The sequence below is a fragment of the Faecalicatena contorta genome, assembly GCF_001404335.1.
GTDB lineage: Bacteria > Bacillota > Clostridia > Lachnospirales > Lachnospiraceae > Faecalicatena > Faecalicatena contortus_B.
This window is the reverse complement of sequence record NZ_CYZU01000040.1, coordinates 18615-43405: the sequence shown is the minus strand read 5'-3', so window position 1 is coordinate 43405 and position 24791 is coordinate 18615. Positions and strand designations below refer to the sequence as shown.

Below are 24791 nucleotides of genomic sequence, written 5' to 3'. Positions count from 1 at the left end.
TTTTCGCGCAATCTTTGCATCTTTCTAACTCGTCTACGTCCATCTTACATAATGATTGTATAAATTCCCCGTTCCCACCCTCACAGATGCAGCCAATGTCTGGTAATAACAATTATTGATCACGATACATTTGTGCGCGGTCGGAGCTTAACAATTCTTGAGGAATCGAACCTCACATCTGCTCTTCAATGTTCGCCAGATACGACTTGCGCTGTCGCCGCGTGACATTCACTCTGCTTCTGCTACCAAACAATCATTCCCCTATCAAATCCGTGTTCCAGTTGGTTTCCTGTAATTTATTATCCAATAGCCGTAATTCTTTAGACAGCCTGTCGATTTCTGTCTGCCAGCCACTCACAGAAATAGCAGATTTTATCTTGATTTCCGTGTTTCTTGCCCGATATGATGTCTGGCTTCCAGAATAAACAATATCTTTATATACACTAAGTTTCAGCAAAAGCGTATCTTTTTTTGCTATAAGTTCTGTTAGTGTTTCGCCATCAATTTTAGTTTCACAATTTGTCTGATTGATATGGGCGATTAAATATGTCAGACGCTCAAGTGAATTATCTAATTCCTGCTTTAGTTTTTCCGGGTCTTCTGCTGTTTGTTCTCCCTCTTGTACTAATACATTATTATTTAGACGTTTTTTTAATTGTTCGATATTCCGGTTTATATCGGCTCTCTCTTGTAATGCCTCTGCAAGTTTCATAGCATATTCCTCCTAGTCTGTATAATTTATTTTGATATTCCGTTTTGTTTCTTCCATCATAACACGATTCCAGGAACATGGAAACTTTGCTTTTAATAAAGAGAGGAATTGCATCTCCTTTTCTGCAATTGCTTAATTCATTAAAATTATATTTTCTTGCCGGTATCACGAGTGCCTGACTGTCTCTTTTATGTTATACTAAATCATATCTACCGTTTACAGGCTGTCCCATAGACGGCTATTCATATAGGAAATACACCGGCTTAATCGAGCCGCAGGCTGTTTCCTTTCACTATTATCCGGAGGAAAACAAATGAATGAGCTAAAAGGTAAAAAATTCGTTGCATCCTACAGCAGCGGAAAAGACAGCACCCTGTCCATCTACAAAGCAATACAGTCCGGCATGATTCCCATGGGTCTGATCATGACCTACAACACAGACCGTGAACGCAGCTGGTTCCACGGAATCAGCCCCCAAGTCATCCATAAACTTGAGACATCCATGAGCCTTCCTATCAACCTGATCAAAACAAGCGGGGAGGATTACGAAAAAAATTTCGAAAAAGAACTCCTGACTCAGAAATCAGCAGGAGCCGAGGTCTGTGTCTTCGGTGACATCGACCTGGAAGAACATCTGGCCTGGTGCAGCGCGCGCTGCCAGAACACCGGCCTCCAGCCATGCTTTCCGCTCTGGCAGAAAAGCCGCAGGCAGGCCGTCCTGGAATTCCTTGAGGCAGGCTTCACCCCCCACATCACCGTAGTAGACACCGAACGAATGTCCCCTGACTACCTGGGCCTGCCCCTGACCACTGACCTCATAGCCGCTATGGAAAAAGATAACATCGACGTCTGCGGGGAAAACGGAGAATACCACACCTTCGTAACAGGAGGTCCCCTCTTCAAGACGCCCCTGGACATTAAATTCTCCGCCCCTATCCCCCGCGGCAGATACCTGACCCTCGAAGTCGAATAAAACATCCCTCATTCCATAATATACACTAAAAGCAGGCTATATCTCCCGGCAAGCCAGCCCCATCAAGCCGACATTCACCGTGGAATTCATCAGAATTCCACGGTGAATGTCGGTGGTTCCATATAAGAGTCCGATTTTGATATTAGAGGGCGTTAGCAAATGGCCCGCAGCCAAAATGCCCGTATGTGTCCCGCCGTACCTTCCCCGGCAGACTTTCAGCAGGCGGCCCCTTTCCCAATGCCCTCCCATGAAAATATATACGTTTAAAAAATCCCATGTTTTATCTGAATCCGGTTCATCTTTTCCCCAATCGGTTTGATAGTCAGCATCAGGAATACTACATTAGATACACAGTACGTAATCGTGACCGGCACCGCAGTTGCAAGCGCCCCCAGATACCTGTACCAATTCCAGCCTCCCTCAAGGCTGAACACTGTCCAGATATCCATAAGCCCTGAATAAGCGATACCTGAGAATATCCCGTAAAAAATCAGCGGCATACGGTGACGAAGAAGTGCCCGCAGCCCTGGGAATCCTGCGATCATTCCGATGATTCCCCAGGAAAACATTTGGAAAGGTGTCCACGGCCCCTGCCCGAAAAAGATATTGGAAACAACTGCCGATAGCGAACCTACCAGAAATCCGGATTCAGGCCCCATATAGATTCCTGTCAATACCACGATAGCCGTCACGGGTTTGAAAAAAGGGATCGGTCCAAAAATAAATCGTCCCACCACAGAAATTGCCGTCATCACTGCCAGCAGCACCATCCGCCGGATGCTCCCTTCCCGCTTCTCATATGCGAGATAAAAGGCACCGCATGCGATCAGTACAATCATGGCGGATACCAGATTGTATTTCCGGTCTGCCATCAGCCGGATCCCCAAAACAATCAAAAGGATAACCCCTGCCGTCAGGCAAATCCAGACTGCCACTCTTTTTTTTGTGTAAGGGAGGGTATTTTCCAGCAGATTCTCGTCTGCGTGCACGATCGTGTTTTCATTTTTTATGCCGTCACTTTCCCGCATATGCGTTTCCCCTCCTTCTGTATCCGTCCGTTCTGTCTGCACAGCTCAATGACATCCTCACAGGTCACTGCGTTCTCGTATCTCTGTCTGGAGATCCGGTTTGCCGCCGTGGTATAATAATTATTATTGCAGAAAAACTCTTCCGGAGTGTCCACAGATGTAATCTCATGGTCGAAAAACAGTCCGCACCGATCTGATACTCCTGCCGCAAATTCTACATCATGCGTGACCATTAAAATGGAAATTCCCCTCTGCTTTAATCCCTTTAAAAGCTTCTGCAACTGCATTTTTGACCATGCATCAATCCCTTTTGTCGGCTCATCCAGAAGCAGGAACCGTGGCTGAAGGAGAAGCACTTTGCCGATCGCGGCCTTCTGCTGCTCACCGCCGCTTAAGTCATAAGGATGCCGGTCCAGCAGATGACTGATTCCCATGAGCTCTGCTGTTTCTTCAATCTTTTCCTTCATCTCGGCCTCGCTGTATCCCATTACATGACGGATTTCATCATAATCCTCCCGGACAGTCATCTTAATAAAAACGGTCTGCGGATTCTGTGGAAGAGAGGCCAGATTCTTCACATATAATTCCTTACCGCTATACTTATGTATTCTTTTTCCAAATACTTCAAGCTTTCCCCTGTATGGCTTATAGGTTCCTGAAATTACGCTTAACAGAGTCGTCTTACCGGACCCGTTGCCGCCCAGAATACTGACTATCTCCCCTTCGTAAACTGTCAGCTCTACGCCTTCCAGCACATCAGGCAGATCTTTCTCATATCGGAAGCACACATCCTTCATACGCATGGTAATCTGTTTTCCATGGGTACTGTCCGTTTCCCGGTGCAGCCTTTTTATTTCATTATCATAATATTCTTCCAGAAAGCTTCTGCCATCCCGTACGGTCAGAGGACATTCGGCATCCCGTGCATCCAGCCCGTGATATATCCGAAGGGCACTGGGCAGTCCCAGAAGCATTTTGTGGTCTGCGTTCAGGCATTTCAAGTCTCTCCCTGCTTCCCTTGGGGATTCCATCAGAAGCATTTTCCCTTTGTCCATAATAAAAGCCCTGTCTGCCACAGGGAAAACCTCCTCAAGGCGGTGCTCCGTCAGCAAAATCGTCAGGCCCAGATCTTTATTGATCTTCACCAGTGTATTGATGAAGTCTGAAGCCGCAATCGGATCCAGCTGGCTGGTAGGCTCATCCAGTATCAGAAGCTTAGGCTGCATCGCCATAATCGAAGCCAGGTTCAGCAGCTGCTTCTGCCCGCCGGACAGTTCCGTCGTCTTCTTCCGGTACCAGTCATCAATCCCAAAAAAGCAGGCCATCTCAGCCACCCTCCTGCGGATCACGGGCGTCGGCACACCCATATTCTCCAGGCCAAAGGCCAGCTCATGCCACACCTTATCTGTGACAGTCTGGTTCTCCGGATTCTGGAGAACATATCCGATATCACAAGCGGCCTCCCGCTCAGAGAGCTGCTTCTGCTCTACACCGCAGAACCAGATCTTTCCTGTAATATCCCCTGCAGGGGCCAGTTCCCTCTTCAAGAGCCGAAGCAGAGTCGTCTTCCCGCATCCCGACTCCCCGCAGACAACTATAAATTCCCCTTCCTGTATCTCGAATGAGACATCTTCCAGCGCCGGAGCCATCCTGCTGGTGTCCTTTGCCTGCTTTGGATAGGTAAAGGTTAGATTCTCTACTTTCAGTAATTCCATGTTACGATTCTCCTTTAGTTTCATTATCCCTGACATACAAAGCAGGGCCGTTTGTGCACTCTTTAAAATTTTAAAAACCTATTACTTTTACTAATTATAAAAAGTGTTTTCAATCTTTTTTCATAAGGCCGTCTTTGCACCCTGAAAAATCAGATTTTCGACCTCAGATATTTTCCGGTCAGTTTCCCTCTGGCCTCTATGATGCCCGGTATAAGATAAAAAGCAAAAATAATCAGATACCTTACGATATCCAGCGGCCCCCGCTGCAGCTGCGCCACATAGGGATAATAATAGAAAGCAAAGCCCCCCGCCGCAAAGCTGGCCAGGATTAAAACCGTGAAGCAGCCTATACTTCCAAGAAGAATTCCGTCTCTCCTTTTAAAACGGAACAAAGAAAAATTTGTCCGCCCATGAAGACCGTAGCCCCTGGCTTTCATCGCATCTGCCGTGTCAATAGAGTTCTCCATGGACCAGGACACTAGACTGTCAAACACGCGTATCCCGCCTTTTATCCTGTCAGGTACACTGTCCGTAGCATAAAGCCCCATCGTCTTCTGGGACTGGTTGATCTTTCGGATCTGATATTTAAACAGGGGAATAAAACGAAACGCCATAGAAAGAATCAGCCCCAGCTTAGGAATCACCTTTCCAAACAGATAAAGGAATTTATCCGTGGTCAGAACGGCACTGTAGCACCTGCACCACAGCAGGACGCTTACAATCATCAGCGATGCCGCTCCTCCATAGATAAAAGCCTCCAGCGTCACTGGATTATCATTCATGAAAAATAAAATTGTCTCTCCATTATGGACAAATATTGGATTGGTCACTGCCATTGGCACAAACAGGCAGAGCGAAAATAACAGTTCCTTAAGCGTTTTCCGAAGGCCGTTTAAGGCCCCGAAGAACAGGAATCCGCCGGCCAGTGACGCAAAAATGACCACCGGATGCCTGCTTACCATAGAAAAACAAACTACCAGAATATAATATATAAACAGCACTGCCGGATGAAAGCTTTCAAATCCATTCATGACTTATCCTTCTCTTTCTGCATATCTGCACCATTGTATTCGTTCCCTACATCTCTGCCCAGGTCACAGGTATAGATCCACTCGATTTTATCATGATTTTTCATCTCGTAGGTACTGCATCCTTTTCCCGGATAATCTCCGTTTACCCTGAACATCCATCCGGACAACTTTCCGCAGGAAAACTCGTAGAGATAATTGATCCCCTTAATATACGCGCTGCCGTATGCATTGTTCTCAATCCCCTGATACTCCATCTGAATCTTGTTGTAACGGCAGACCCGGTTCAGAATATCAAATGCCGTGTCCCCCGGCCGGAGGACATAAGTAGTTTCCGGCAGGATGACACCGTCAGAAGGCACATACTTCTCATCACGCAGCTGTGGGTCCAGCTTGTCCCAGTTATCCAGGACCGTGTCACAGCGGATACTGATGGTCACCGTTTCCGAGTCCTTTTTGATGTCCTCCATATGGGTCAGATAATACTCGTCAACAGACTGGATTTTCGTGCCGGAAGCCAGAATTGCCACCAGCAGTATCACAACACCAATCATTATAATATTCTTTTTCAAATCTTTCCCTCATTTCTCCCGCCGTTTCTACCAGTCATCATCGTCGTCATCTGTACTTATACTGTTGTCAGAATCAGGATCAGATAACATTTTTTTCTTTTTGCGGTTATTGAGCATCATAATTATAAAAATCATTACGATCAGCACAATCACTGCAGCGATACCTGCAGTGATAAGAGCTGTACGGTTTTTCGTATCTTCCAGCGCCTCTTCGCCGCTTTTTTCCTGGTCTGCTTTCAGCTCAGGCAGAGAGTTGCCTGCTTTCTCTATCTCCTCTGCAGAAACCGTCGGGGCATCCGACAGATCGAAGGTGTTACATTTTCCTTCCTTCAGGCGGCAGACAGCTTCCAGACCGTACATGGCCTGATAGCCGGCCATATTATTTCCTTCGGTTTCCTCTTTCTCTGCATCCAAACTGTGAACGATACTGCCGTCTTCCAACTGGAATTGTCTCAATCCGTCCAGCAAAGTATTGCCATTCTTTATAAACTGTTCGTCAGTATCAGGATCACGCCCCCATGAAGCCAGGGCCATCAAAGCCCAGCTGGTGCTTTCAGATGTCCGCTGCTCATAAGTGACCATACTGCCGTCTTCATGCTGCATACCGGAAATACAGGTAAATGCTGCTTCTGCCGCTTTATCCACGGTTTCTGTGACTGTCTGGCCGGTTGTTTCACTTGTAAATGTATACTGTACTTCTGAACCTGCATAAGGCGCCAGTGCGGTCAATGCCATGGAAGTCAGATCCACATCCGATGCATCTGTCTTAATCAAACCGAATCCTCCGTCTTCCAGCTGTCTGGATAAAATGGAGGTTACAAGCTTCTCTCTTGTCCATTCTGCATCCTGGGGCTCTTCCCATGCTTTGCTGTCAACAGCCATCAGCGCCCAGATGTAACCGTTGATTCCCTGCTTTCCCGGGTCTCCCCATATACTGTTCCAGATGCCGTCATCTAACAGATTAATGGAATTCCCCTCCGGATCTTTACCGAATGCTTCGGGATTTCCGCCGCACGCTTTAATAGTAATAATCATCCGGTATATATCTGACAAACGATACTTTTTTCCATTGCCTTCCGTATCCTGATATAATTTTTCCACCACGTCCTGCAGCCTGCTCAAATATGCAGCCTGGTTATCTTCTACACCCATTCTGCTGATATTAAAGGCAATCCAGTCACTGCCGCCCTCTCCTGCACCATCCAGCAGATCTCCGGCTAAAATCTGATTTTCACCGCCATTCGCATATTTCCAGTTTAAAATCATATCCTGCATCCCACGCAATTCTGCCACTGAGTTCTCAGCCGCGTAAGCGGTTACTGTCCTCGGATAGGCGGCGGTAACCGCTGCTGCCAGGAGCAAAAATACCGCCAGTACTTTATGCAGCACCCTTTTTTCTATATTTCTATACATTCTATTCATCTTTAGAACACTCCCTCTTTTTTCAAAAGCCATTAAAAATGAACTCTCTTTTCCTTTCGCTTGTGTGCTGACTTGCGAAGAGCAACAGCAAACGTTCCTGTCGTTACCATACATACAGCCAGGATGATTCCAAGAACCAGCAGGAAACGCTTCCGTGCCGCTGTCTTTTTTTGTTCTGCTGCAAGATTCGCTGTCTCTTCTGTATTTGTTCCGTCCAGTTCATCCTCCAGCCAGGAGGGAAGCCCTCCATCCTGGTCATCGTTATCATCTACTCCCACACCGGCCTCTGCTGTCTCTTCTTTGTTCTCTTTATCTTCTTCCCCGCCGGATGTTTCTCCGTTCTCCGTCCCTGAGCCGCCATCCCCGTTGTTCTTATTGGCCTCTTGCAGCGTTTTGTCATTCGTTGGAATTTCCTCCGGTGTGTCATTATTATCTACCTCAGGAGTTTCCAATGCTGCAAATGCTGCCTCGGCATTCTCCAGTACAGACAGGTTGGTGATTCTTCTCTGCTCATCCGGTGTCAGGTTATTGTAGGCACTGCGTGCAGCCTCCAATTGGGGACCGCTTGTCTGGCTTACCGTTCCGATCTGGTCGATCATTTTTATTACCTGCTGGATAGCTGACAGCGATTCGTAGAGAATTGTCGCTGCTTCCAGCATGTCGTAATTGTGTACAAGCTCCTGCTGAGCCCCGGACAGCCCATTATAGGCGCTGATTGCAGCCATAATAACATTACGGCTTTCCAGTGTCACATCTCCTATTGCTTCTATCATTTCAATTACATTCTGTGCCACTGTAAGGTTCTGGTAGGTTGCTATTGCATTTTGAAGAACCGGATAATCATTCACAAGGGCCTTCTGGTCATCTGTCAATTCGTCATATGCCCTCTGAGCCTCTGCTATCACATCCCATTTGTCCATGGTAATGTCCCCGATTGCCGCGATCATCCCCGCAACAACAGATGCACACAGCTTATTGTATGCCGCTTCTGCCTCGGTCAGTTTTCCAGGATAGCTGACAAGTACTTTCTGGTTTTCTGTTAGTGCATCGAATGCATTTCGGGCCGCATCAATGGCCTCTTTGCTGTCCGCGGTTACTTCACCAATTGCTTCAATAAGTTCGTCAACTATAGCAGCCATCTCCTTATCCATTTCTGTGGCCTCATACTCTTCTTCCAGCTTTTCCCATTCAGCTTCCGCATCCAGCAGTACCTGGACGTTTGTTACCAGTTCTTTCTGCCTGTCTGTTAACTTGTCGTAAGCACTTCTTGCAGTCTGAATTGACGTTTTCACATAAGGTATATATATTACCTCACCAATCTCTCCGATATAAGTCTCAACCTCCTCTGCGGCTTTCCGATTCTCATTATACTCATGCTCCCACGCTGTTTCTTCATAGTCGATATTTGCCTTCGCTTCATTCAAATGACGGGTGACCTCTTCCAGGTCAAGCGACATTAAAATATACTTTCTCGCTTCTTCAATATACTTCAGAATCTTTGTTTTTTCCTCATCACGGTACTCACTGAGATCTACGTAGTGTTCAATTTCATAGATGGCATTATCTTTAGCTGCCTGCAGCTCCCGATCATTGGACTCGGCCTTTGTTTCAACCTCGTCAATCATATTCCTTGCCTGGGTTAATGCCGCGTTAATTGTCTCAATATCCTCTGCTTCCTGAATCTGTGCCGTTCCTTCCTCAATCAGCTGCTGAATAATACTCCAGTTTTCCCCACTGTAATCTTCTGCTTTTTTATAGTTCTGAAGTGCTGAAACCGCTCCTGTCCTAAAATCATCCACCGTTATCTGCCAGCTCAGGATCGGATAGCCGTTCTGATATTCCAGGTAATCCCGGATAAAGCAGCTGCCGCCCCCGTTCAGGGCATTTAGCGCATCGTCACTGTGCAACGCGTCCGACTCCAGAAATCTTCCTGACGCTGAGAAATCTTCTGACCCGCCAACCAGGTCAATCTTCTGAGAGTCACTACGTTTCAGTGCATATAACACCTCATAATCACCCGGATTGAAATCTCCAAATATTGCCCCTGCTTTTAAGCCCGATTCATTCAGATTAACAGAACCGGAAGTGTAGCACCATTTGATACTGGATCCTGTAAAAGCACCGCCAACCAGGCCGCCTGAATTATACTTAGCAGAAATTTCTCCGCAATTATAACTTGAATAGATTTCGGATCCTCTACCGCCGACTGCCCCCGCCAAACCGCCTGCTGTATGGCTTGACTGTACAGTTCCTGCATTATAACTGGTCTGTAATCTGACAGAAGGTCCAATTTGTCCAATCAGGCCGCCTGCCGCATAGCTGATCCCGCCTTTTCCCGCAGGACCTATGACCACAGATCCGGTGTTTGAACAGTTTGATACAGCCACATTGGCCGCATAACCTACAATACCACCGGATCCGCCTCCTAAGGCCTTTATCTGATCCTGTCTGATGCTGACGCTGCTATGGCAGTTTATCATCTGGCTCTGGTTAGCTGAATCGGCTCCATACACATAGGCTGCAACCCCTCCTGCATAATCCACTTTGCCATCTGCCTGAATTGTACCCGAAACCGAAAGGTTCTGAATCACCTGGTTTTTGCCGCGCAGCTGACCGAACAGTCCCGAATAAATATCTGCCCGTTCAATAAAAAGCCCCCTGATCTGGTATCCCTTACCGTCAAAGCTTCCTGTATATGCTTTTGTATTGCCAATCGGTTTCCAGTTTTTAAAACCGAGACTGATGTCATTACACAGTTCGCCGCTGATCCCCTCTGCATCTTGCACGGTGTTTACCTGATTTGCAAACCAAGCCAGCTCACTTCCACTCGTAATCTGATAAATCCCCCGTTCACTCACTGCCGGCTCAGTCAGGGTCTTACCATCCCATGCACCTGCCTCAGGAATCTGGTCGATCACCGCATCAATACTATTTTGCCCTTCTGCCAGGCCGCTTGTAACTTCCGCAGCCGTTTTCGCCTGTGTAATCACTTCCAAGGCTTTCTCACGTGCTAAACGAATCTTAAACATCCAGAGACTGTCGTAACTTTCATCTGCACGGTAATCCGTCATTTGCTGGATAGCATCTGCCCGTAATTCTTCCAGCCTCTTATCTGCCTCAAAACCTGCAATTCTTGCATCCAGCGTATCTCGTCCGTCCCTGAGCAGCAGGCGCACCTCCTCTGGTGTCTCAGCCGCATTCATTTTTTTACGGTAATCGCTCACTACAGAATCCAGATTCTGCTTCTGCCCTTCTGTCAGATCAGGATGCTTATCAATGAGCCTGCTCCGATAATTCTCCAGCGCTATTATGCTGTTATCAATCGCTTCCATTAATTCATTATCCGCATCGATTCCCGGTTTCACTTCTTTCAGCTTTCCGCGTGCCTCCTCCATGACCGTATCCAACTCTTCCTGGTTTATAACTGCTCCCAATTTGTCCTTATAATCTTTGACTAATTTTTCAATCCGAGGATAATTTTTTCCATATTTTTTCCGGTTTGCCGCTGTCAGCCAGCCATTCAGCTCCATCAGGGAATCATCGATTGCAGACAGCAGCGCAGACGGAAGACCCTGCCATACCAACTTCGGATAACCATTGTTCTGGATATCATAGGTATCGGCCATAGTGAAGCCATTGCCTAGTTTTTCAATCATTCCCGCGCTCTTCAATTCTGCTTCCGTTAACATAAGCGCCTCACCCAGAATCTGAATGCCCCTGTCACTTGTTGCCCCAACCGGATTCAGACCTTTATCCGGAGTAGCAAGTCCATAAACGGTGCCATAAGCACCGCTGATCAGATAGCCGATAATCCCCCCCCGCCTGCTATTCATGTTATTACTAAATTGCACAGTGGAGTAGGCGTTTTCAATTACAGGCCTCGGCGGAAGTTTCTCCTGTGTCCAGTTGTCATAGCCCGCTTCTCCTACAATACCGCCCATCTGAGCACCTGTTCCGGTTCCGTATGTAGCCATATCGCCCAAGCTGTAAACATTACGTACGGCACATTCTTTTTCCGTTCCATCTGTGTACAGACCTGTCGTGGATACACGTCCGGCAATTCCGCCGGCAGTCGAATTGGCTTTTATTGTCCCGTAGTTACAGCTTGCATTGATCTCTGAACCGCCTTTAACTGCTCCGGCAATACCCCCGACGCAAATGTATCCCTGTACAGTAGCACTATTCATACAATTCGTCACCTGGGCATTTGCTCCGTAAACCAGACCGGCAATTCCGCCCACATGATTCTGGGCAAAAGCAATGATTGTAGACAGCTTTCCTTCATTGGTACAGCGCATCACTATCCCTTTACAGATTCCAACAATACCGCCTGAATTCCGGTACATAGCTTCTCCGTCCATCGTTGTCCGCGCATAATTTGTACAATTCGTAATCTGCCCGCTCTTCAGATATCCTGCGATACCGCCGCTGCCGACATATAGCTCATCGCTTCCCCCTATCAGTCCGTAATTCCCATAATTCTGCAGTACTTTTCCCAGAACTGTCACATTTTTGACATTTCCTCCGTCAATAACTCCAAAAAGCCCCGCATAACGGTGTTCGGGATCCTTTTGGGTGATTTCGGCCCGCATATAGACGACTTTCTGACCATTTCCGTCAAAGTTTCCCTTGTAGGGATTCTCTTCTGTATCTCCAATCATCGTCCAATTATGGTTCGTATTATAGTTGTTCAAGTAAATATAGTTTTCCAGTCTTCCGTTTATCTCGCCATTCCCGCGGTTTACTTCTGCTGCAAACCAGGCCAGCTCCGCCCCCGTGCGGATCAGATACGTTCCGTATTCATCCAGATCCGGAACCGTCATCGTTTTCCCGTCCCATGGATTCTCAACGGATGCGGCCTGAACCTCCGAAAGAAACGGGGAAATCGGCGTGACAGACATCGTAAATATCAGGATCAATGCCAGTATCCGTGCCAGAACCCTTTTTTGTGATTTTTTGTTTTTTTCCCTCATTTCTTCCTCCTTGCAGCTTCCTTTTATTCATAACCCCGGCATATTTGTTCTATTACAGGAAATAGATATATTTCAGACGGAACTTCTGTATGATGCTTCCATTCTTATAGATCCGATTCCAGATCTTATTTTTAAATGCATCCTGCATTTCCCGCTGTTCCTCTGTAATCTCATGGTCACTGTAGACCGCCTCCTGACGGATTCTCACGATCTCCTCATATTGTGCCGCTGTTTCTTCGTCAAACATATCCCCCACCGGTTCTCTGTAATCGTAAAGGGACGTGTTCCTTATATCCAGTCCGGCCACGGACAGAATATTCATACTGTACTCAAAGAGCGCCCTGATCGCCAGCCTTCTGTCCGCAGAGCCAAACAGCTTTTTCGTCTTCCTGCTTTTGTGTCTCTGCAGCAGGATCCAGATTAGAAATACAAGCATAACCAAGAGCATGAGACAGATTCCTGCTATTAAAACAATCTCCAGAATCAGAAGCCAGTCAATCTCGTCTTCCTCTTCTTTCTTCTGCTCTTCCTTTTCTTCCTCCGGCTCATCGGGCTGGTTCTCCGATCCCTGGCCTGAAAGCCCGGAAATATCCTGGAAATCCTCCGCTTTATCCATAGTACCTATGTACGATGGGGTAACCTCAAAGGGCAGCCAGCCAACACCGTCCTGATAGTATTCCACCCAGGCATGGGCATGAGTATCATCCAGAATATACGGTTCTCCTGCCGTCATTGCTTTGACATCCTCCGGCGTAATCAGATATCCTTCCACATAACGGGACGGGATCCCATAGTAACGGAACATCATAGCCGCTGCACTTGCAAAATGTACAGAATATCCCTTTTTAGAATAATTCAGAAATTCCTGTATGAAATCCGACCCGTTCCAGCTTCCCTCCAGCTTCTTCGTATCCGTATAATCTGCCGTCAGCACGTACAGTATATTTTGTTTCGCCTCTGCATAGTCCACATGCTTTTCACCCTGTTCTGTCTCTCCCGTATCGATAAGATCATGCAAGACAGACGTAAGTTCAAATGGGATATCCAGATAGGTAGCATAAACAAATTCATTGTAGAATTCTTCGTTTCGCTTGTATGCTTTCCCCGCTTCCGTAAGATTCTTCTCATCCAGCAGCCTGGCATCGTAGGCCGGGTATTTGGTCACCTGGTTAGAAAGCGCCTGAAATACATATTCTCGTTCTCCATTCCAGCCTCCGGCAATCAGTCCGGCATCTCCTATTTTCTGGGCATCCATCCTGGTCTGCAGATCCGCTTCTTTCACCGACTGTAATTCATATGGCACATAACAGTACTTGGAACTGCCCGCCAGGTTCCTGACCGCGACTGTATTCTTTTCTTCCGCAGCCGCCTCTTCATCCAGCGCCACTGCCGCATCTCCCAGACATTCTTGTCCGTAGAATCCCCCCTGGTGGAGCCAATAAAACAAATTTCTTCCCTCCCAGAGCTTTTCCGACGGAATATCTGTCCATCCGGTACCCGTATACTGACTGCCGGTATACCCTCTCAGGTAATAGGACTCCGGTGTTGTCATGGTCACTTCCAGTACCGGCTTATTTTCGGTTTCAAAAGATCCAAGCCCTTTAAACCGGCCCTCCGGAAGAACCTCTGCGTCCCCGCTGTAGCGTGACTCTTCCATCATAGACTTCCAGGTTTCTTTCCATCCTGCAAATAAATCATCCTCCGTAACAGTGGTCTTCCCAAGTACAATGCTGCCCCCCAAAAGCAGGAGAGCACTTCCCGCTGCCACGAGGGCGAATACCTGGAGAGAAGCCAGACGCTGTTTCCCTGCCGGAACCATCTCCCCATGCCCCCGTATCCACACGGCAAGCAGGCATAAGAAAGAACCTATATTCCATAACAGTTCCGGAGCGATCCCGACAACCATCTGCACCAGCAGAATAAACACAATCTGTATACCCAGAAGAAGTCTGTTTCCGGTCCGGACCAGATATTGCCCTAACACTGCAAGCATTCCGGACATCCAGGCCAGTGCAGCATACATGCAGGCCGTCTCCATTGTTCCCTCTGCCGCCACATAATAAGCCGGCAAAAGATAGGGATACTGCTTTCCCAGTACGTCTACCGCATGATTATATAAAATATGTATGCCGTCGTTCCAGATATCCCTAAACATCAGGACCGTAACCGCCAACAGGCCACACCATGCCGCGATCTTTAAAAAACAGGCTTTTCCCCTGCCCGCTCCGGCCAGGAGCATCAGCAGGGCAATGACTCCCTGCATACCTGCGAACAATCCCGGACTGACCGGAATCTGAAACGCCGATACCAGCCATCCTGTGCTTCCGGCCAGATACAGCCACAAAAAAATCCAGTCCACAAGATAAGCCGCTGCTCTGTTTTTCTTATTTCCCTGTTTTTCAACGCTGTACAGATGAAATGCTTTCTGTTCAGCAGCCTTCGCTTTTTTCGTTGTTTTCTCTACCATTTGCTTATCTTCCGCCACTTCTCTTGATATATTCTTAATATGCTTTCATTTACAACTGCAGTTGATTCTATATTTCTATATAAGAAAGATATTCCATCATTGTCTCAGGTCCGGTTCCAATCATGGATATCCCATCCTGCCGGTCATAACCTGCCCCGCCTTCTTCACACAGAACTTCCGTCAGCAGACACTGGTCTGCCAGAAAGCTTAATGCCGAACGGTGCTGCGGGGTAAACAGAACCACATGGGCAAACTCCAGCTGTTCACGGGTCTTCAGGTAATGTTCCGCAGCAGACATCTCATCTTCTCCCGGAACTGCTCCAAGAAGCCCCGGAAGCACAATATTCAGATCCTCATCTGTTTCAATTTCCATACTGGAAAACGTATTCTCCTCATGATTCTGCCAGCCTATCGTATGTACAATCTGCTGGCTGATCAATTCCTGGGATACCGAGAGAATTGCCTCCGCCAATGCGTCCAGACAGGACGGATCTGTCTTCTCTGTCCCTTTTATTCTTCCGGTTTCAAGCAGCAGCAGTATCGTGTTCTGAATCGGCAGGCCATAATCTCGTACCATAAGACTATCGAACTTCTCCGTCAGCTTCCAGTGGATCTGCCGGATCCGGTCACCCGGCTGATACTCACGAACCGCAAATGTCTCTGACGGATCATATCCCGCCTTTTTCATGGAGTATTCATCACTGTCCAGATTTGCATTTTCCCCATAGGCAATCTGCGTTTCCACAGAAAATGTACGCGGGGCAAACATCGTCAGCGCCGAAATCTCACGGCCTAATCGGATGCGGAACCGGAACAGGCCGAAGGGATCAAAAAGTGTAAGCTGCCGCAGCGTCAATCTCACCCGGCCGGAATGCCGGCTTTTTATCTCTATTTCCGTTGCCGCACGCATCTTTCCTGGTGCCGCCATCCGCAGCGTTGTATTCTCAACTTCTCCGGTCAGCAGATTCTCGCAGCTGACCCTGCACAGCAGGCGGTCGGCCGGAAGAAAGCTGGTATTCGTAACAATCACCTGGCCGGATGCCGCGGCTCCTTTTTCACTGTAGGACTCTGCTGTAAGCTCTGCCTTCAGCCCGGACGCTGCCAGCCTGGTCAGCAAACCTGCCAGAAGCGGCAGCACCACGGAAACAGCAATCAGCAGATATCCGGCCGTGCCGCCTGCCATTATACAAAAGCATACCGTAAATAACAGCCATATAGCCCACAGAACTCTGGATTTTACCATTTCTGCCTCCTCAACGTCCGCTGTCCGGAGATTTTGTTCTATTCATAACCTGTTTCAGGACATCCGCCGCCGAAAGCTCTGAGACCCTTGCTTTCGGGTTCATAATAAGACGGTGTGCACAGACATCCACAAAGACCTGCTGTACATCTTCCGGCATCACAAAATCTCTGCCGTCCAGATAGGCGTGGGCTTTTGCCATCCTTACTACCGCCAGTGCGCCTCGGGGACTGACTCCCAGACGGATCATCTCATCCTTCCGGGTTTCCATAGCCAATGCCGTTACATATTCCAGAATGGAATCTTTGACATGAATTCCACGGACTTCCTCCTGCATTGAAAGGATTGTGTCTCTGTGGATAATTTCATCCGTTTCGTCAATGGGGTTTGCCGTCTGGCGGTCCCGCAGGATATTCACCTGGCTTTCAAAGTCCGGGTACCCCATCTCCAGTTTAATCATAAAACGGTCCAGCTGCGCCTGAGGCAGGAGCTGGGTACCTGCTGACCCCACGGGGTTCTGTGTGGCGATCACCACAAATGGCCGTGGAAGCAGATGGGTTGTGCCGTCTACCGTCACCTGTCCCTCTTCCATAACCTCCAGAAGAGCAGACTGAGTCTTGCTGGAAGTTCGGTTAATCTCATCTGCCAGCAGGAGATTTGTCATCACCACGCCGGGCTTATAATCAAAGCTTCCATATTCTTTATTATAGATAGAGAATCCGACAATATCGGAAGGCACTACATCCGGAGTAAACTGGATTCGGTTATAATCCATCCCCATGACTCTGGAGCAGGCAACTGCAAGCGTTGTCTTTCCCACACCAGGTACATCGTCCAGCAGGATGTGCCCCTCTGAAAGGATCGCCATGAGCACCCTCTCTACCACCTCCCGCTTGCCGATGATTACCTTTTCAATCTCCTGTATGACCGAATCTGTCTGACTATTCATTTCTTCTTCCTCCTCGTACATCGTCTTATTAGCTGTTAGTAGGCTCCGCTGTTGGGATCCACGTTAATATCTTCCCCATTATTAATCGTAAACATTACCTGTATGACATCACCGTCCCTAACTCCATATACGCCCATGCTCTTTCCGATAAAACCATTATTCTGTGTAACCATCCACCCTGCGCTGCCGCTTGCGAATACATCTTTTCCCAGACTGTCATTGCTGGCTGGCTCTTCAATAGTAATTCCCTGCAACTCATACATTTCCCGCTGTTCATCGGATATTGACCATCCATCGAGAATCCCGGGTTTATCGATATAATTCAGGAAATATGCAGCGTCTGTTGGAGTGCCCTCATATATTGGTGTATATCCATAAGCCTCCAGCCGGTCATTCACAATCTGGGCAATGGTCTGTCCGCCAGGGACAGTCACATACTCATCTATCTTGGTTCCCAGCCCTATTACATTAGCCGAAAGAATCAAACGCACCTGAACGCTTTCTTTATCCGGACTAAATGTCACCGTATACTGTTCCGTGATTGTATACTGTTCGTCATCCGTTACTGTAACACTGAGATAATTGGGTCCTTCTGTCAGGTATAGATCATATACAAAAAATTCACCGGCTATACCGGAAAATATCAATTCTTCTCCATTCAAATATACCTGAGCGTATCTTGCTGAAAGTTTACGCCCGTCATGTGCATAAAATGCAGCCTCAAATTGCCACGGGCTGCGGTCTACTTTTTCTGATCCAAGATTAGTTTTAATAAACGGCGCCTTGTCATTGTTTTCGCTTTCACTTCTGTCTGGTTCATATTTGATATCCCAAATATAAAACTGTTCCATCCCCTGGGAGTCTTTAAATGTCACTTTTATACTTGTCGGCCCGGCGGCATCTAATTTATAAGACATATACTCACCTGGAGATATCTGCTCATGCAGAGCGGTAGACCCTAACCGATTCTCCACATCGACTCTTGTTATCTGGTCATTACCGTTTGAGAGAGTAACAAGAAACTCAAGTTCGTCTGACTTTGATTTATAGTCTAGCTCCTTGCGACCCCCAAAGCTGGTACTTTCAGCCTTTTCGTCAATTTTCTTATCTCTGCTTATTAACTGCAGTGTATCTATCTCTGTTTTATAGGTGATTGTAAATTCACACACTTCTTGGTTTTGCCCATCTCCTCCACGTGCACGATATTTATTAGGACCCACATTCAACTTTAAATCATATCTGCCGGAAGAATCGCTGGGGGTTAGATCGTCCCCGTCTGAGGGAATCTTCCTTAAATATTCTTTATACTGCTTAGTCCCCTTCGATACAGTAACTCTCAGGCTGATGTTTTTATTATAAACGGTATAATCGTCTCCATTTTTTAGATATACTATGTCGTTAGTGCCTAAGACCTGTACTGTAAGTAAAAAGTGATCTTTCGGTGTGTAGATAATATTATATACCTCCGTAGATGCATAAATCTGATCATTCGTCTTTGGATCCCGGAAACATAGCGTCACTGAAACTTTATTGTGCCCTTGTTCGAGTGAAATCCCCTTATCCTTCGGATACAGGAATGAGGAACCATTCCGAGTTACTTTTCGGCTGAGTAACTTTAATTTTTTCCCTTTCTCTGTAAGTGTAATCTTTAAGTCATACTTTGGTTCATCTACCCTTCCATTCTTGAGATTGGTCTCAAATAAATTACTGGATTCCTCCGGATTCAAGGTAATGACCTTGCCGCCCTCCGTAGGCTTGCTACCATTTCCTCCCGGCTCCCCGCCTCCCTGATTGCCATGATCTCCTTCTTCCCCCCCTGGTCCTTCTCCTCCTTGAGATGGATTGGATGGATCGTTATTCTTATGCTTATCAATCAAGGCAAGCAAGCTGTCTCTTGAAGGCGTGCTTAAGGACGGATCTGAGGTATTCGCATTTACCTGTTCCCGCTGGTTCTCCTGCGCATTATCATCCTCCTGCTGCATCTCCCCCTGCTCTGCCTGATCTTCTTCCTGTTCCTTTTCTTTTTCCTCCTGGGCCTCTTTATGCCCTTCTTCTCCGGTATTGATGTTGGCATTCTCCACATCTGCCAGCTGCGTCTCATCCATAGCAAGTGTGGACGATGTCAAATACATACGGGATGCATCCGCATCTTTGTCTTCCATGGGATTCTCCGGAGCTGTATGGCCAGAAACCGCCAGCATGATAAAAAACAGTGCTGCGAGACACACTGCTGCGGATGCTGCACCTATTTTTTTTAATGTTTCTATCATCTTATGTCGCTTCATACTTTAAACTCCACTCCCAATTTACTCAAAATATGACCCAGCCTCAAAACCCTGATCAGAAGGCTTAAGGCTGAATCATTCTCTAACACTTTATCCCCGCAGGGCATGTATTACGGAATGCCCTTGGGAACGCCTTATTCTGCAGTTAAGCCGCAGTTCCGCCCAAAGGTATGCATGACCTGATACCCTGGGGCAGAAACTGTTTTTTAATTGCTATTTATTTTTTTTACGACGTCCTGCTGCAATAACAGCTGCACCGCCTGCTGCTGCAAGAAGCACTACCAGATACGCAATGTTCATGGTATCTCCAGTCTTTACAGTAGATGACTTTGTATTCTTTTTATTGTCAGTATTGTTCTTATTATCGGTGTTTCCTGGTTTTGCAGGATCTGCTGAAAGCTTAGCGATCACAGCGGTCTCTTTTTCACCACATATGGAGCAAACTCTTTCTTTGCTTCCTTCTTTCGTAGTTGTCGCCTTGGTTACTACCTTCCATCCGTCTTTATCGGTATCATCACTGACAACCCATTCATGTTCTTTCGCTGCAATTGCTTCTTTTTTTGTATCTCCGCAAACTTTACAGGTGTAAACTTTCTCACCTTTTTCTTTGCATGTTGCTTCTTTTGTTACTTTCCCCTTATCCCAGGAGTGTTCTTTCACTGCAATTGCTTCTTTTTTTGTATCTCCGCAAATACTGCAGGTGTAAGTTTTCTCGCCTTTTTCTTTGCAGGTTGCTTCCTTCGTCACTTTTCCCTTGTCCCAAGAGTGTTCTTTCAGTGCAATCGCTTCTGTTTTTGTATCTCCGCAAACTTTACATGTATAAGTTTTCTCGCCTTTTTCCTTGCAGGTTGCTTCTTTTGTTACTTTTCCTTTATCCCAGGAATGGTCAAGAAGCGGTATATCTTCTGTTTTCAGAAGTGCATTATCTCTTGTACAGCGTAATTCTTTTGTACCTTTTTCTTTACAGGTTGCTTCTTTTACCACTTTCCATTTTCCATCGTCATGTCCGAGAACCGGAGTATCTTCGTCGGAAAGCACTTTGCCGCAAACACCGCAAGTCACTTTCTTGTGGCCCGGATCTACACAAGTTGCTTTCGTCTCTTCTACCTGATTCTGGTCAGCAGGATGGTTCACTGTAACATTTGCTGAAACAACTGTTGGGTCGCCGTCTGCCTCACTGCTGGTGTAGTATAAATTATTAATTGTTACAGTAATCGGATCAGTAGTACATTTTAAAACTTCAAACTTCACATTAATTGTACCGCTACTGAAGTTTTCTGTTGTTACAAATCCAAAATTCCCACCTGCCACAGAGGGCATTCCTGCTGGAATCCCTACATAATCAACGCCTGCAAATTTCAGAACTGACGTATCAAAAGAAGGTTCCCCATGGATAGCAACCAGATCTTCACTCTCACTTGAAAATGAGACAGGTACTACAATCGTATCTCCAATATTTCCGGTTGCATTTGCCGCACTTGATGAAACCACAGGTTTACTGGCCGCCTTAACGACATTTCCATCAGACAGCATGGCACAGGATGCTGCCATAACTACTGCACCTAACAATGCCGCCCACTTTCTTTTTACTTTCATAATAATTCTCCTTTGCTTTGTAATTATATTGTTTATATAGGATTATCATGGTTCAAAAACCATGTTGTCCACTCTTTTTCTGGCACCCTAAGCGTTTTAGCTGCCCTTCGTTACCAGATCCAGCAGCGCACTTACATCTACATTGGTTACTTTTCCGTCATTATTCATATCTGCTATATCCGGTGACAACGGTCGCCCCGCCGTGACTGCATCCAGCAGAATACTCACATCTAAATTGGTTATCTTACCGTCCCCATTCAGGTCGCCTTTTCCTGAGGGATCGACCGGCACAAATGTGTAAGCCGGTATATCAATCTGCACGCCGCTGCTCCAGCGTTGTGCATAACTCATCTCATAGAGATAGAGAACAGCGGCTTCCCGGTCGAACCCATCAATGGTCACGGTATTTTCCCCGGCCTTCACTGCCATCCTTTTCCCATTCTTTCGTATCTCGGCTGCCGTAGGCATTTTTGTGACCGCTGACTTTGGCTCGGACAGATAGTATAAGTATCCGTCCATACTCGCGTTCACACGAACCGTCACACTTTTCTCCGCGCGGGTAATCAGCGCGTTTGAACCGGCTGTTATCTTGGGCTGCTCGTTGTTCTGAAATAAGGTAATTCTATACACTTTTTGGGTGTTTCCGTCCTCAGCCGTTACGGTAACCGCAACCTCAGTCGGTATCAGTCCCGATGTAAGTAATGTATATCGCTGCAACACTTCCTTGCCAAGATAAATCGGCACAGGCTTCAGTTCTGTCCCCGCACTTGATCCGCTTTCGACCGTAACTTTTATTGTAGATGAAGAACCCTCCGGCAGCCTTGGCCAGATATAATAAGCTGCCTGGCTGCTTTCACCATAAATCGAGGCTTTATAATCTGTACGCTCCGGCTCGAAAGCCGGTTCCATTTCCATCTCCATAACAGTTACCATGGGTGAAAAACTCACCTGCAGATTTTCCAATAATATATCGCTGCTTCTCTGCTGGATAGAGAATTGATAACTGCGGGTCTCCTGCCCATTTGTCAGAATCACGGTCACCTCCGCCCGGCCGTCTGTCAATGTTATCTCCTGTACATTCCCCTCCTTGCCGTCCACAGAGACCGTCGTTCCCTCATTGGCCTTCAGGGTAAGAGTGACCTTATCTTCACCACTATCCAGCAGAATACTGTGCTTTACCGCCTGTCCGTCAAACTCCCGGCCACCATCCAGCACCGGGTTGCCTCCGGCCAGCTCTACGCCCTCCAGATATACCCCTGTTGGACGCAGGGCATACAGCCATGCGGATTCATAACGAATATACATGTGTCCATTCTGATCAATCAATACACTTCCGCTTCCAGCCCCCGAGACCTCTCTCTGCTGATAGAATAAACCGCTTCCCTCTCCCGGCGCATCTGCGCCTGCCTTGTCCTTTAAGAGGTACAGCATTCCGTTTGGACTGTCAGTAGTGAAATATACATATACATATCCATCCTGCTGTTCATAAGCTGTTGTCAGAGTACCCGGCCCTTTTGCTCCATATTCAGTCTCCATCTGATACGCCAGTGTCAAACTTCCGGCCGTTTCATCTATCTGTACAACATTCAGGTAATACGGCCCCTGGACAACACCATACTTATCTTTGGATGCACTGCCTACGTAGATCCGGTTATTGTAGACAAGGGGCGTTCCAAAGACTGCGCCTCCCAGCTTCAGGGATGTGCTGCTTTCTGTATCTAGCTTTCCATCTTCGGCCAATGTATAACTGTATAAATATCCATTTTCTGTGGCAAAATATATTCGCCCGTTTTCGTAACTGACCGCTGTCGAAGCCGCCCCGGCCTCTAAGGGCAGAGAAGTCTTCTGCACGATCTCTCCTGTTTTTTTATCCAGACAGTACAACGTTGTGGAATGACTGCAGCCAAACAGATATTTTTCACTGGTATAAACACCGGTTCTATAATATCCCTTACTGTCATACTGTTTCCACACTGCGAGTTTTTCTTCGTTTGTGCTGTTCGGTTTCTCGTCATTTATAGAGATACACACCAGATTGCCATTCGCAAATGCGGCATATATATATCCGGAATCGTATCGAAGCGCCGATGCTGCATTTCCGCCCACATTATCTTTATAGATCCACATAGACTCCAGCGTTCTTGCATTAAACGCCTGCAGTTTTCCATCGCTGAGCGGAACAAAGATCATCCCGGCTGCATATAACGGCTTCGTAAAAGAGCTGTTCCCCCATGCTGCCATCTTTACGCTTTTTACAATCTCACCAGTATCCTTATCCAAATACATGAGTATATTGCCGTTGAAGCAGCAGATATAATTCTCCACAAGAATTCCGTCACTGACACTCTTACCATAATCAGCATTCTCACCATACTGCTTTTGCCATGAAACCTCCGCCTCCAATCGGGCAGCCGGCGCCATGGCATCTACTATGTTCTGATTGCTTTCATTTTTCCAGTATCCGCCCCACTGCGCATCCAGTTCTTCAAGCCCGCTGCCGGAAGATTTATGCAGGGTAAAAGTCCTCTCTTCATCTTGTATTAGTCTGATTGCTCCATTCTGCGTCTGATATCCCTCTGCGGAAACAGTATATGTATATTCGTCCCCACTGACCAGTTCATAGCTTCCGTCTTTTGGGGTCAGCTTCACATGTCCGGCATCATAAATGGCAAACACCGCATCCTCCGGTTCTACCTTTACATCCAAGCGGCAGACCGGATCCACATACACAGAAAGCTGGTATTCATAAGGCGATGACTGGTATCCATCACCGGCACTCAAAACTGCCGTTGTATCCTGACCCTGCAGCGGCAAAATGTAACTGCCGTTTTCTGCCGGTTCTCCATTCACCATCAGACTTGTACTGGTCTCTTCCGCCGGTGACAGGTTAATCCTGATCTGCTCGGCAGTCGAGGGCACATGCACGGCATACTCATAAACGGTCTTTTTAAAATCAGGGGTATAGGGAATCTCTTCCCCCTTGTCATCCGTAAGACTAAAATCACCCAGATAGGTTCCCCTTACGATATGAACCTGATAAATTTCCGTCCAATCATCCGCCGTCACTTCCAGTACCAGCTCTTTTGGTTCTGTATCATAGGCATTGATAATCCGCCCGGTAGTATTATTGGTCAGAGATGTGGATTCGTCTACCGGCATCTCAACCGCAGTTTCCTGACCAGTATTCAAATCCATGAACCTGGCTGTAATCGTTCCCATCACATCATCTCTGAGCTGGGGCCTGGCATACAGCACATTGGTGTTCTCCGAAATTCTGAGCGTATACTCATTGCTGCCCGGTACTCCTTCTGTGAGTTCATACCGATTGCTGCCAGAACTATTCTGCATAAAGATGATACTCTCCAGTAACGGCTCCCGCACGGTTACCAGAACGAGACATTCAGCAGAAAAATCTCCTGCCGATGCTGTTATGACAGCCGTGCCTCCGCCACCTTCTGCTGCAGTTATAATTGCCTCATTTCCGTTTCCTTCCACTACTGCAACTTCCGTATCATCCGAATTCCATATGATTTCCGGCTGCTCAGTTGTATCTTCCGGAAGCAGTTGTGCTGTCAGGCTTCTCTGGTCTCCCGACTTCATCACCAGGCCGGTTTTATTAAGTTTAATTCCTTCGAGAGGAACCGTTTCACCAGGTTCTTCCACAGGAACGGATTCTTCCGCAGGAACAAATTCCTCCACAGGAATGGTCTCCTCCGCCTTCGTGACTAACGGCTGCCAGATAATGGCTGAAAAAGCAGTCAGCATAGCCAATATTCCCGCCATCCATCTTTTTTTCTGTTTTCTGTGTTCTGCTATTCCAGCCTTCATCTT

14 protein-coding genes are annotated in these 24791 nt (G+C 47.1%); 1 reads left to right on the top strand and 13 read right to left on the bottom strand.

All coding sequences use genetic code 11. The features are described from left to right. Nucleotides 1-253: 253 nt before the first annotated feature. Nucleotides 254-712, bottom strand: a complete 459-nt coding sequence (locus tag ARB69_RS17765; protein ID WP_025655123.1) for a DIP1984 family protein — start codon at nucleotides 710-712, stop codon at nucleotides 254-256. 313 nt (nucleotides 713-1025) lie between these two features. On the opposite strand from ARB69_RS17765, the gene ARB69_RS17760 reads away from it, so the two are divergent. After that, the gene (locus tag ARB69_RS17760) at nucleotides 1026-1685 is read left to right on the top strand and encodes an ATP-binding protein (protein WP_025655122.1); all 660 of its coding nucleotides are present in this window, start codon (nucleotides 1026-1028) and stop codon (nucleotides 1683-1685) included. Nucleotides 1686-1948: 263 nt separating this feature from the next. Here ARB69_RS17760 and ARB69_RS17750 read toward each other — a convergent pair whose 3' ends face one another. The 12 genes from ARB69_RS17750 to ARB69_RS17695 form a co-directional block, all read right to left on the bottom strand. Next, entirely contained in the window at nucleotides 1949-2713 is a 765-nt protein-coding gene (locus ARB69_RS17750; RefSeq protein ID WP_025655121.1) for an ECF transporter S component, read from the bottom strand. Continuing rightward, a complete protein-coding gene (locus ARB69_RS17745) occupies nucleotides 2692-4428 on the bottom strand; it encodes an ABC transporter ATP-binding protein (protein WP_055154555.1) in 1737 nt (578 codons plus the stop codon). The genes ARB69_RS17750 and ARB69_RS17745 overlap by 22 nt, the downstream gene beginning before the upstream one ends. A 149-nt stretch (nucleotides 4429-4577) precedes the next feature. Then, complete coding sequence (locus ARB69_RS17740) at nucleotides 4578-5459, bottom strand: energy-coupling factor transporter transmembrane component T (RefSeq protein WP_025655119.1); 882 nt, start codon at nucleotides 5457-5459, stop codon at nucleotides 4578-4580. Then, nucleotides 5456-6028: a DUF4430 domain-containing protein gene (locus ARB69_RS17735; RefSeq protein WP_025655118.1), complete on the bottom strand. Its 573-nt coding sequence runs from the start codon at nucleotides 6026-6028 to the stop codon at nucleotides 5456-5458. Before ARB69_RS17735 ends, ARB69_RS17740 begins: the two co-directional genes overlap by 4 nt. A 27-nt stretch (nucleotides 6029-6055) precedes the next feature. Further along, on the bottom strand, nucleotides 6056-7450 hold the full coding sequence (locus tag ARB69_RS17730) for a hypothetical protein (protein WP_129879220.1): 1395 nt from the start codon (nucleotides 7448-7450) through the stop codon (nucleotides 6056-6058). A gap of 32 nt (nucleotides 7451-7482) precedes the next feature. Further along, complete coding sequence (locus tag ARB69_RS17725; RefSeq protein ID WP_055154553.1) at nucleotides 7483-12423, bottom strand: hypothetical protein; 4941 nt, start codon at nucleotides 12421-12423, stop codon at nucleotides 7483-7485. A gap of 52 nt (nucleotides 12424-12475) precedes the next feature. Further along, nucleotides 12476-14890, bottom strand: a complete 2415-nt coding sequence (locus tag ARB69_RS17720; protein WP_055154551.1) for a transglutaminase-like domain-containing protein — start codon at nucleotides 14888-14890, stop codon at nucleotides 12476-12478. A gap of 67 nt (nucleotides 14891-14957) precedes the next feature. Further along, the gene (locus tag ARB69_RS17715; protein WP_025655113.1) at nucleotides 14958-16133 is read right to left on the bottom strand and encodes a DUF58 domain-containing protein; all 1176 of its coding nucleotides are present in this window, start codon (nucleotides 16131-16133) and stop codon (nucleotides 14958-14960) included. Between the two features lie 10 nt (nucleotides 16134-16143). Then, entirely contained in the window at nucleotides 16144-17079 is a 936-nt protein-coding gene (locus ARB69_RS17710; RefSeq protein WP_025655112.1) for an AAA family ATPase, read from the bottom strand. 35 nt (nucleotides 17080-17114) lie between these two features. After that, nucleotides 17115-19364, bottom strand: coding sequence for a hypothetical protein (locus ARB69_RS17705; protein ID WP_055154550.1), 2250 nt, complete (start codon nucleotides 19362-19364; stop codon nucleotides 17115-17117). Nucleotides 19365-19577: 213 nt separating this feature from the next. After that, the gene (locus ARB69_RS17700; RefSeq protein WP_025655109.1) at nucleotides 19578-20960 is read right to left on the bottom strand and encodes a cohesin domain-containing protein; all 1383 of its coding nucleotides are present in this window, start codon (nucleotides 20958-20960) and stop codon (nucleotides 19578-19580) included. A gap of 96 nt (nucleotides 20961-21056) precedes the next feature. Next, nucleotides 21057-24788: a cadherin-like beta sandwich domain-containing protein gene (locus tag ARB69_RS17695; protein ID WP_055154548.1), complete on the bottom strand. Its 3732-nt coding sequence runs from the start codon at nucleotides 24786-24788 to the stop codon at nucleotides 21057-21059. Between the last annotated feature and the right edge of the window lie 3 nt (nucleotides 24789-24791).

Excerpts from the sequence above, each read along its gene's own strand:
- ARB69_RS17705 (WP_055154550.1), bottom strand. The coding sequence starts at position 19,364 with ATGAAGCGACATAAGATGATAGAAACATTAAAAAAAATAGGTGCAGCA.
- ARB69_RS17725 (WP_055154553.1), bottom strand. The coding sequence starts at position 12,423 with ATGAGGGAAAAAAACAAAAAATCACAAAAAAGGGTTCTGGCACGGATA.
- ARB69_RS17700 (WP_025655109.1), bottom strand. The coding sequence starts at position 20,960 with ATGAAAGTAAAAAGAAAGTGGGCGGCATTGTTAGGTGCAGTAGTTATG.
- ARB69_RS17745 (WP_055154555.1), bottom strand. The coding sequence starts at position 4,428 with ATGGAATTACTGAAAGTAGAGAATCTAACCTTTACCTATCCAAAGCAG.
- ARB69_RS17715 (WP_025655113.1), bottom strand. The coding sequence starts at position 16,133 with ATGGTAAAATCCAGAGTTCTGTGGGCTATATGGCTGTTATTTACGGTA.
- ARB69_RS17695 (WP_055154548.1), bottom strand. The coding sequence starts at position 24,788 with ATGAAGGCTGGAATAGCAGAACACAGAAAACAGAAAAAAAGATGGATG.
- ARB69_RS17750 (WP_025655121.1), bottom strand. The coding sequence starts at position 2,713 with ATGCGGGAAAGTGACGGCATAAAAAATGAAAACACGATCGTGCACGCA.
- ARB69_RS17740 (WP_025655119.1), bottom strand. The coding sequence starts at position 5,459 with ATGAATGGATTTGAAAGCTTTCATCCGGCAGTGCTGTTTATATATTAT.
- ARB69_RS17760 (WP_025655122.1), top strand. The coding sequence starts at position 1,026 with ATGAATGAGCTAAAAGGTAAAAAATTCGTTGCATCCTACAGCAGCGGA.
- ARB69_RS17720 (WP_055154551.1), bottom strand. The coding sequence starts at position 14,890 with ATGGTAGAGAAAACAACGAAAAAAGCGAAGGCTGCTGAACAGAAAGCA.
- ARB69_RS17765 (WP_025655123.1), bottom strand. The coding sequence starts at position 712 with ATGAAACTTGCAGAGGCATTACAAGAGAGAGCCGATATAAACCGGAAT.
- ARB69_RS17710 (WP_025655112.1), bottom strand. The coding sequence starts at position 17,079 with ATGAATAGTCAGACAGATTCGGTCATACAGGAGATTGAAAAGGTAATC.
- ARB69_RS17730 (WP_129879220.1), bottom strand. The coding sequence starts at position 7,450 with ATGAATAGAATGTATAGAAATATAGAAAAAAGGGTGCTGCATAAAGTA.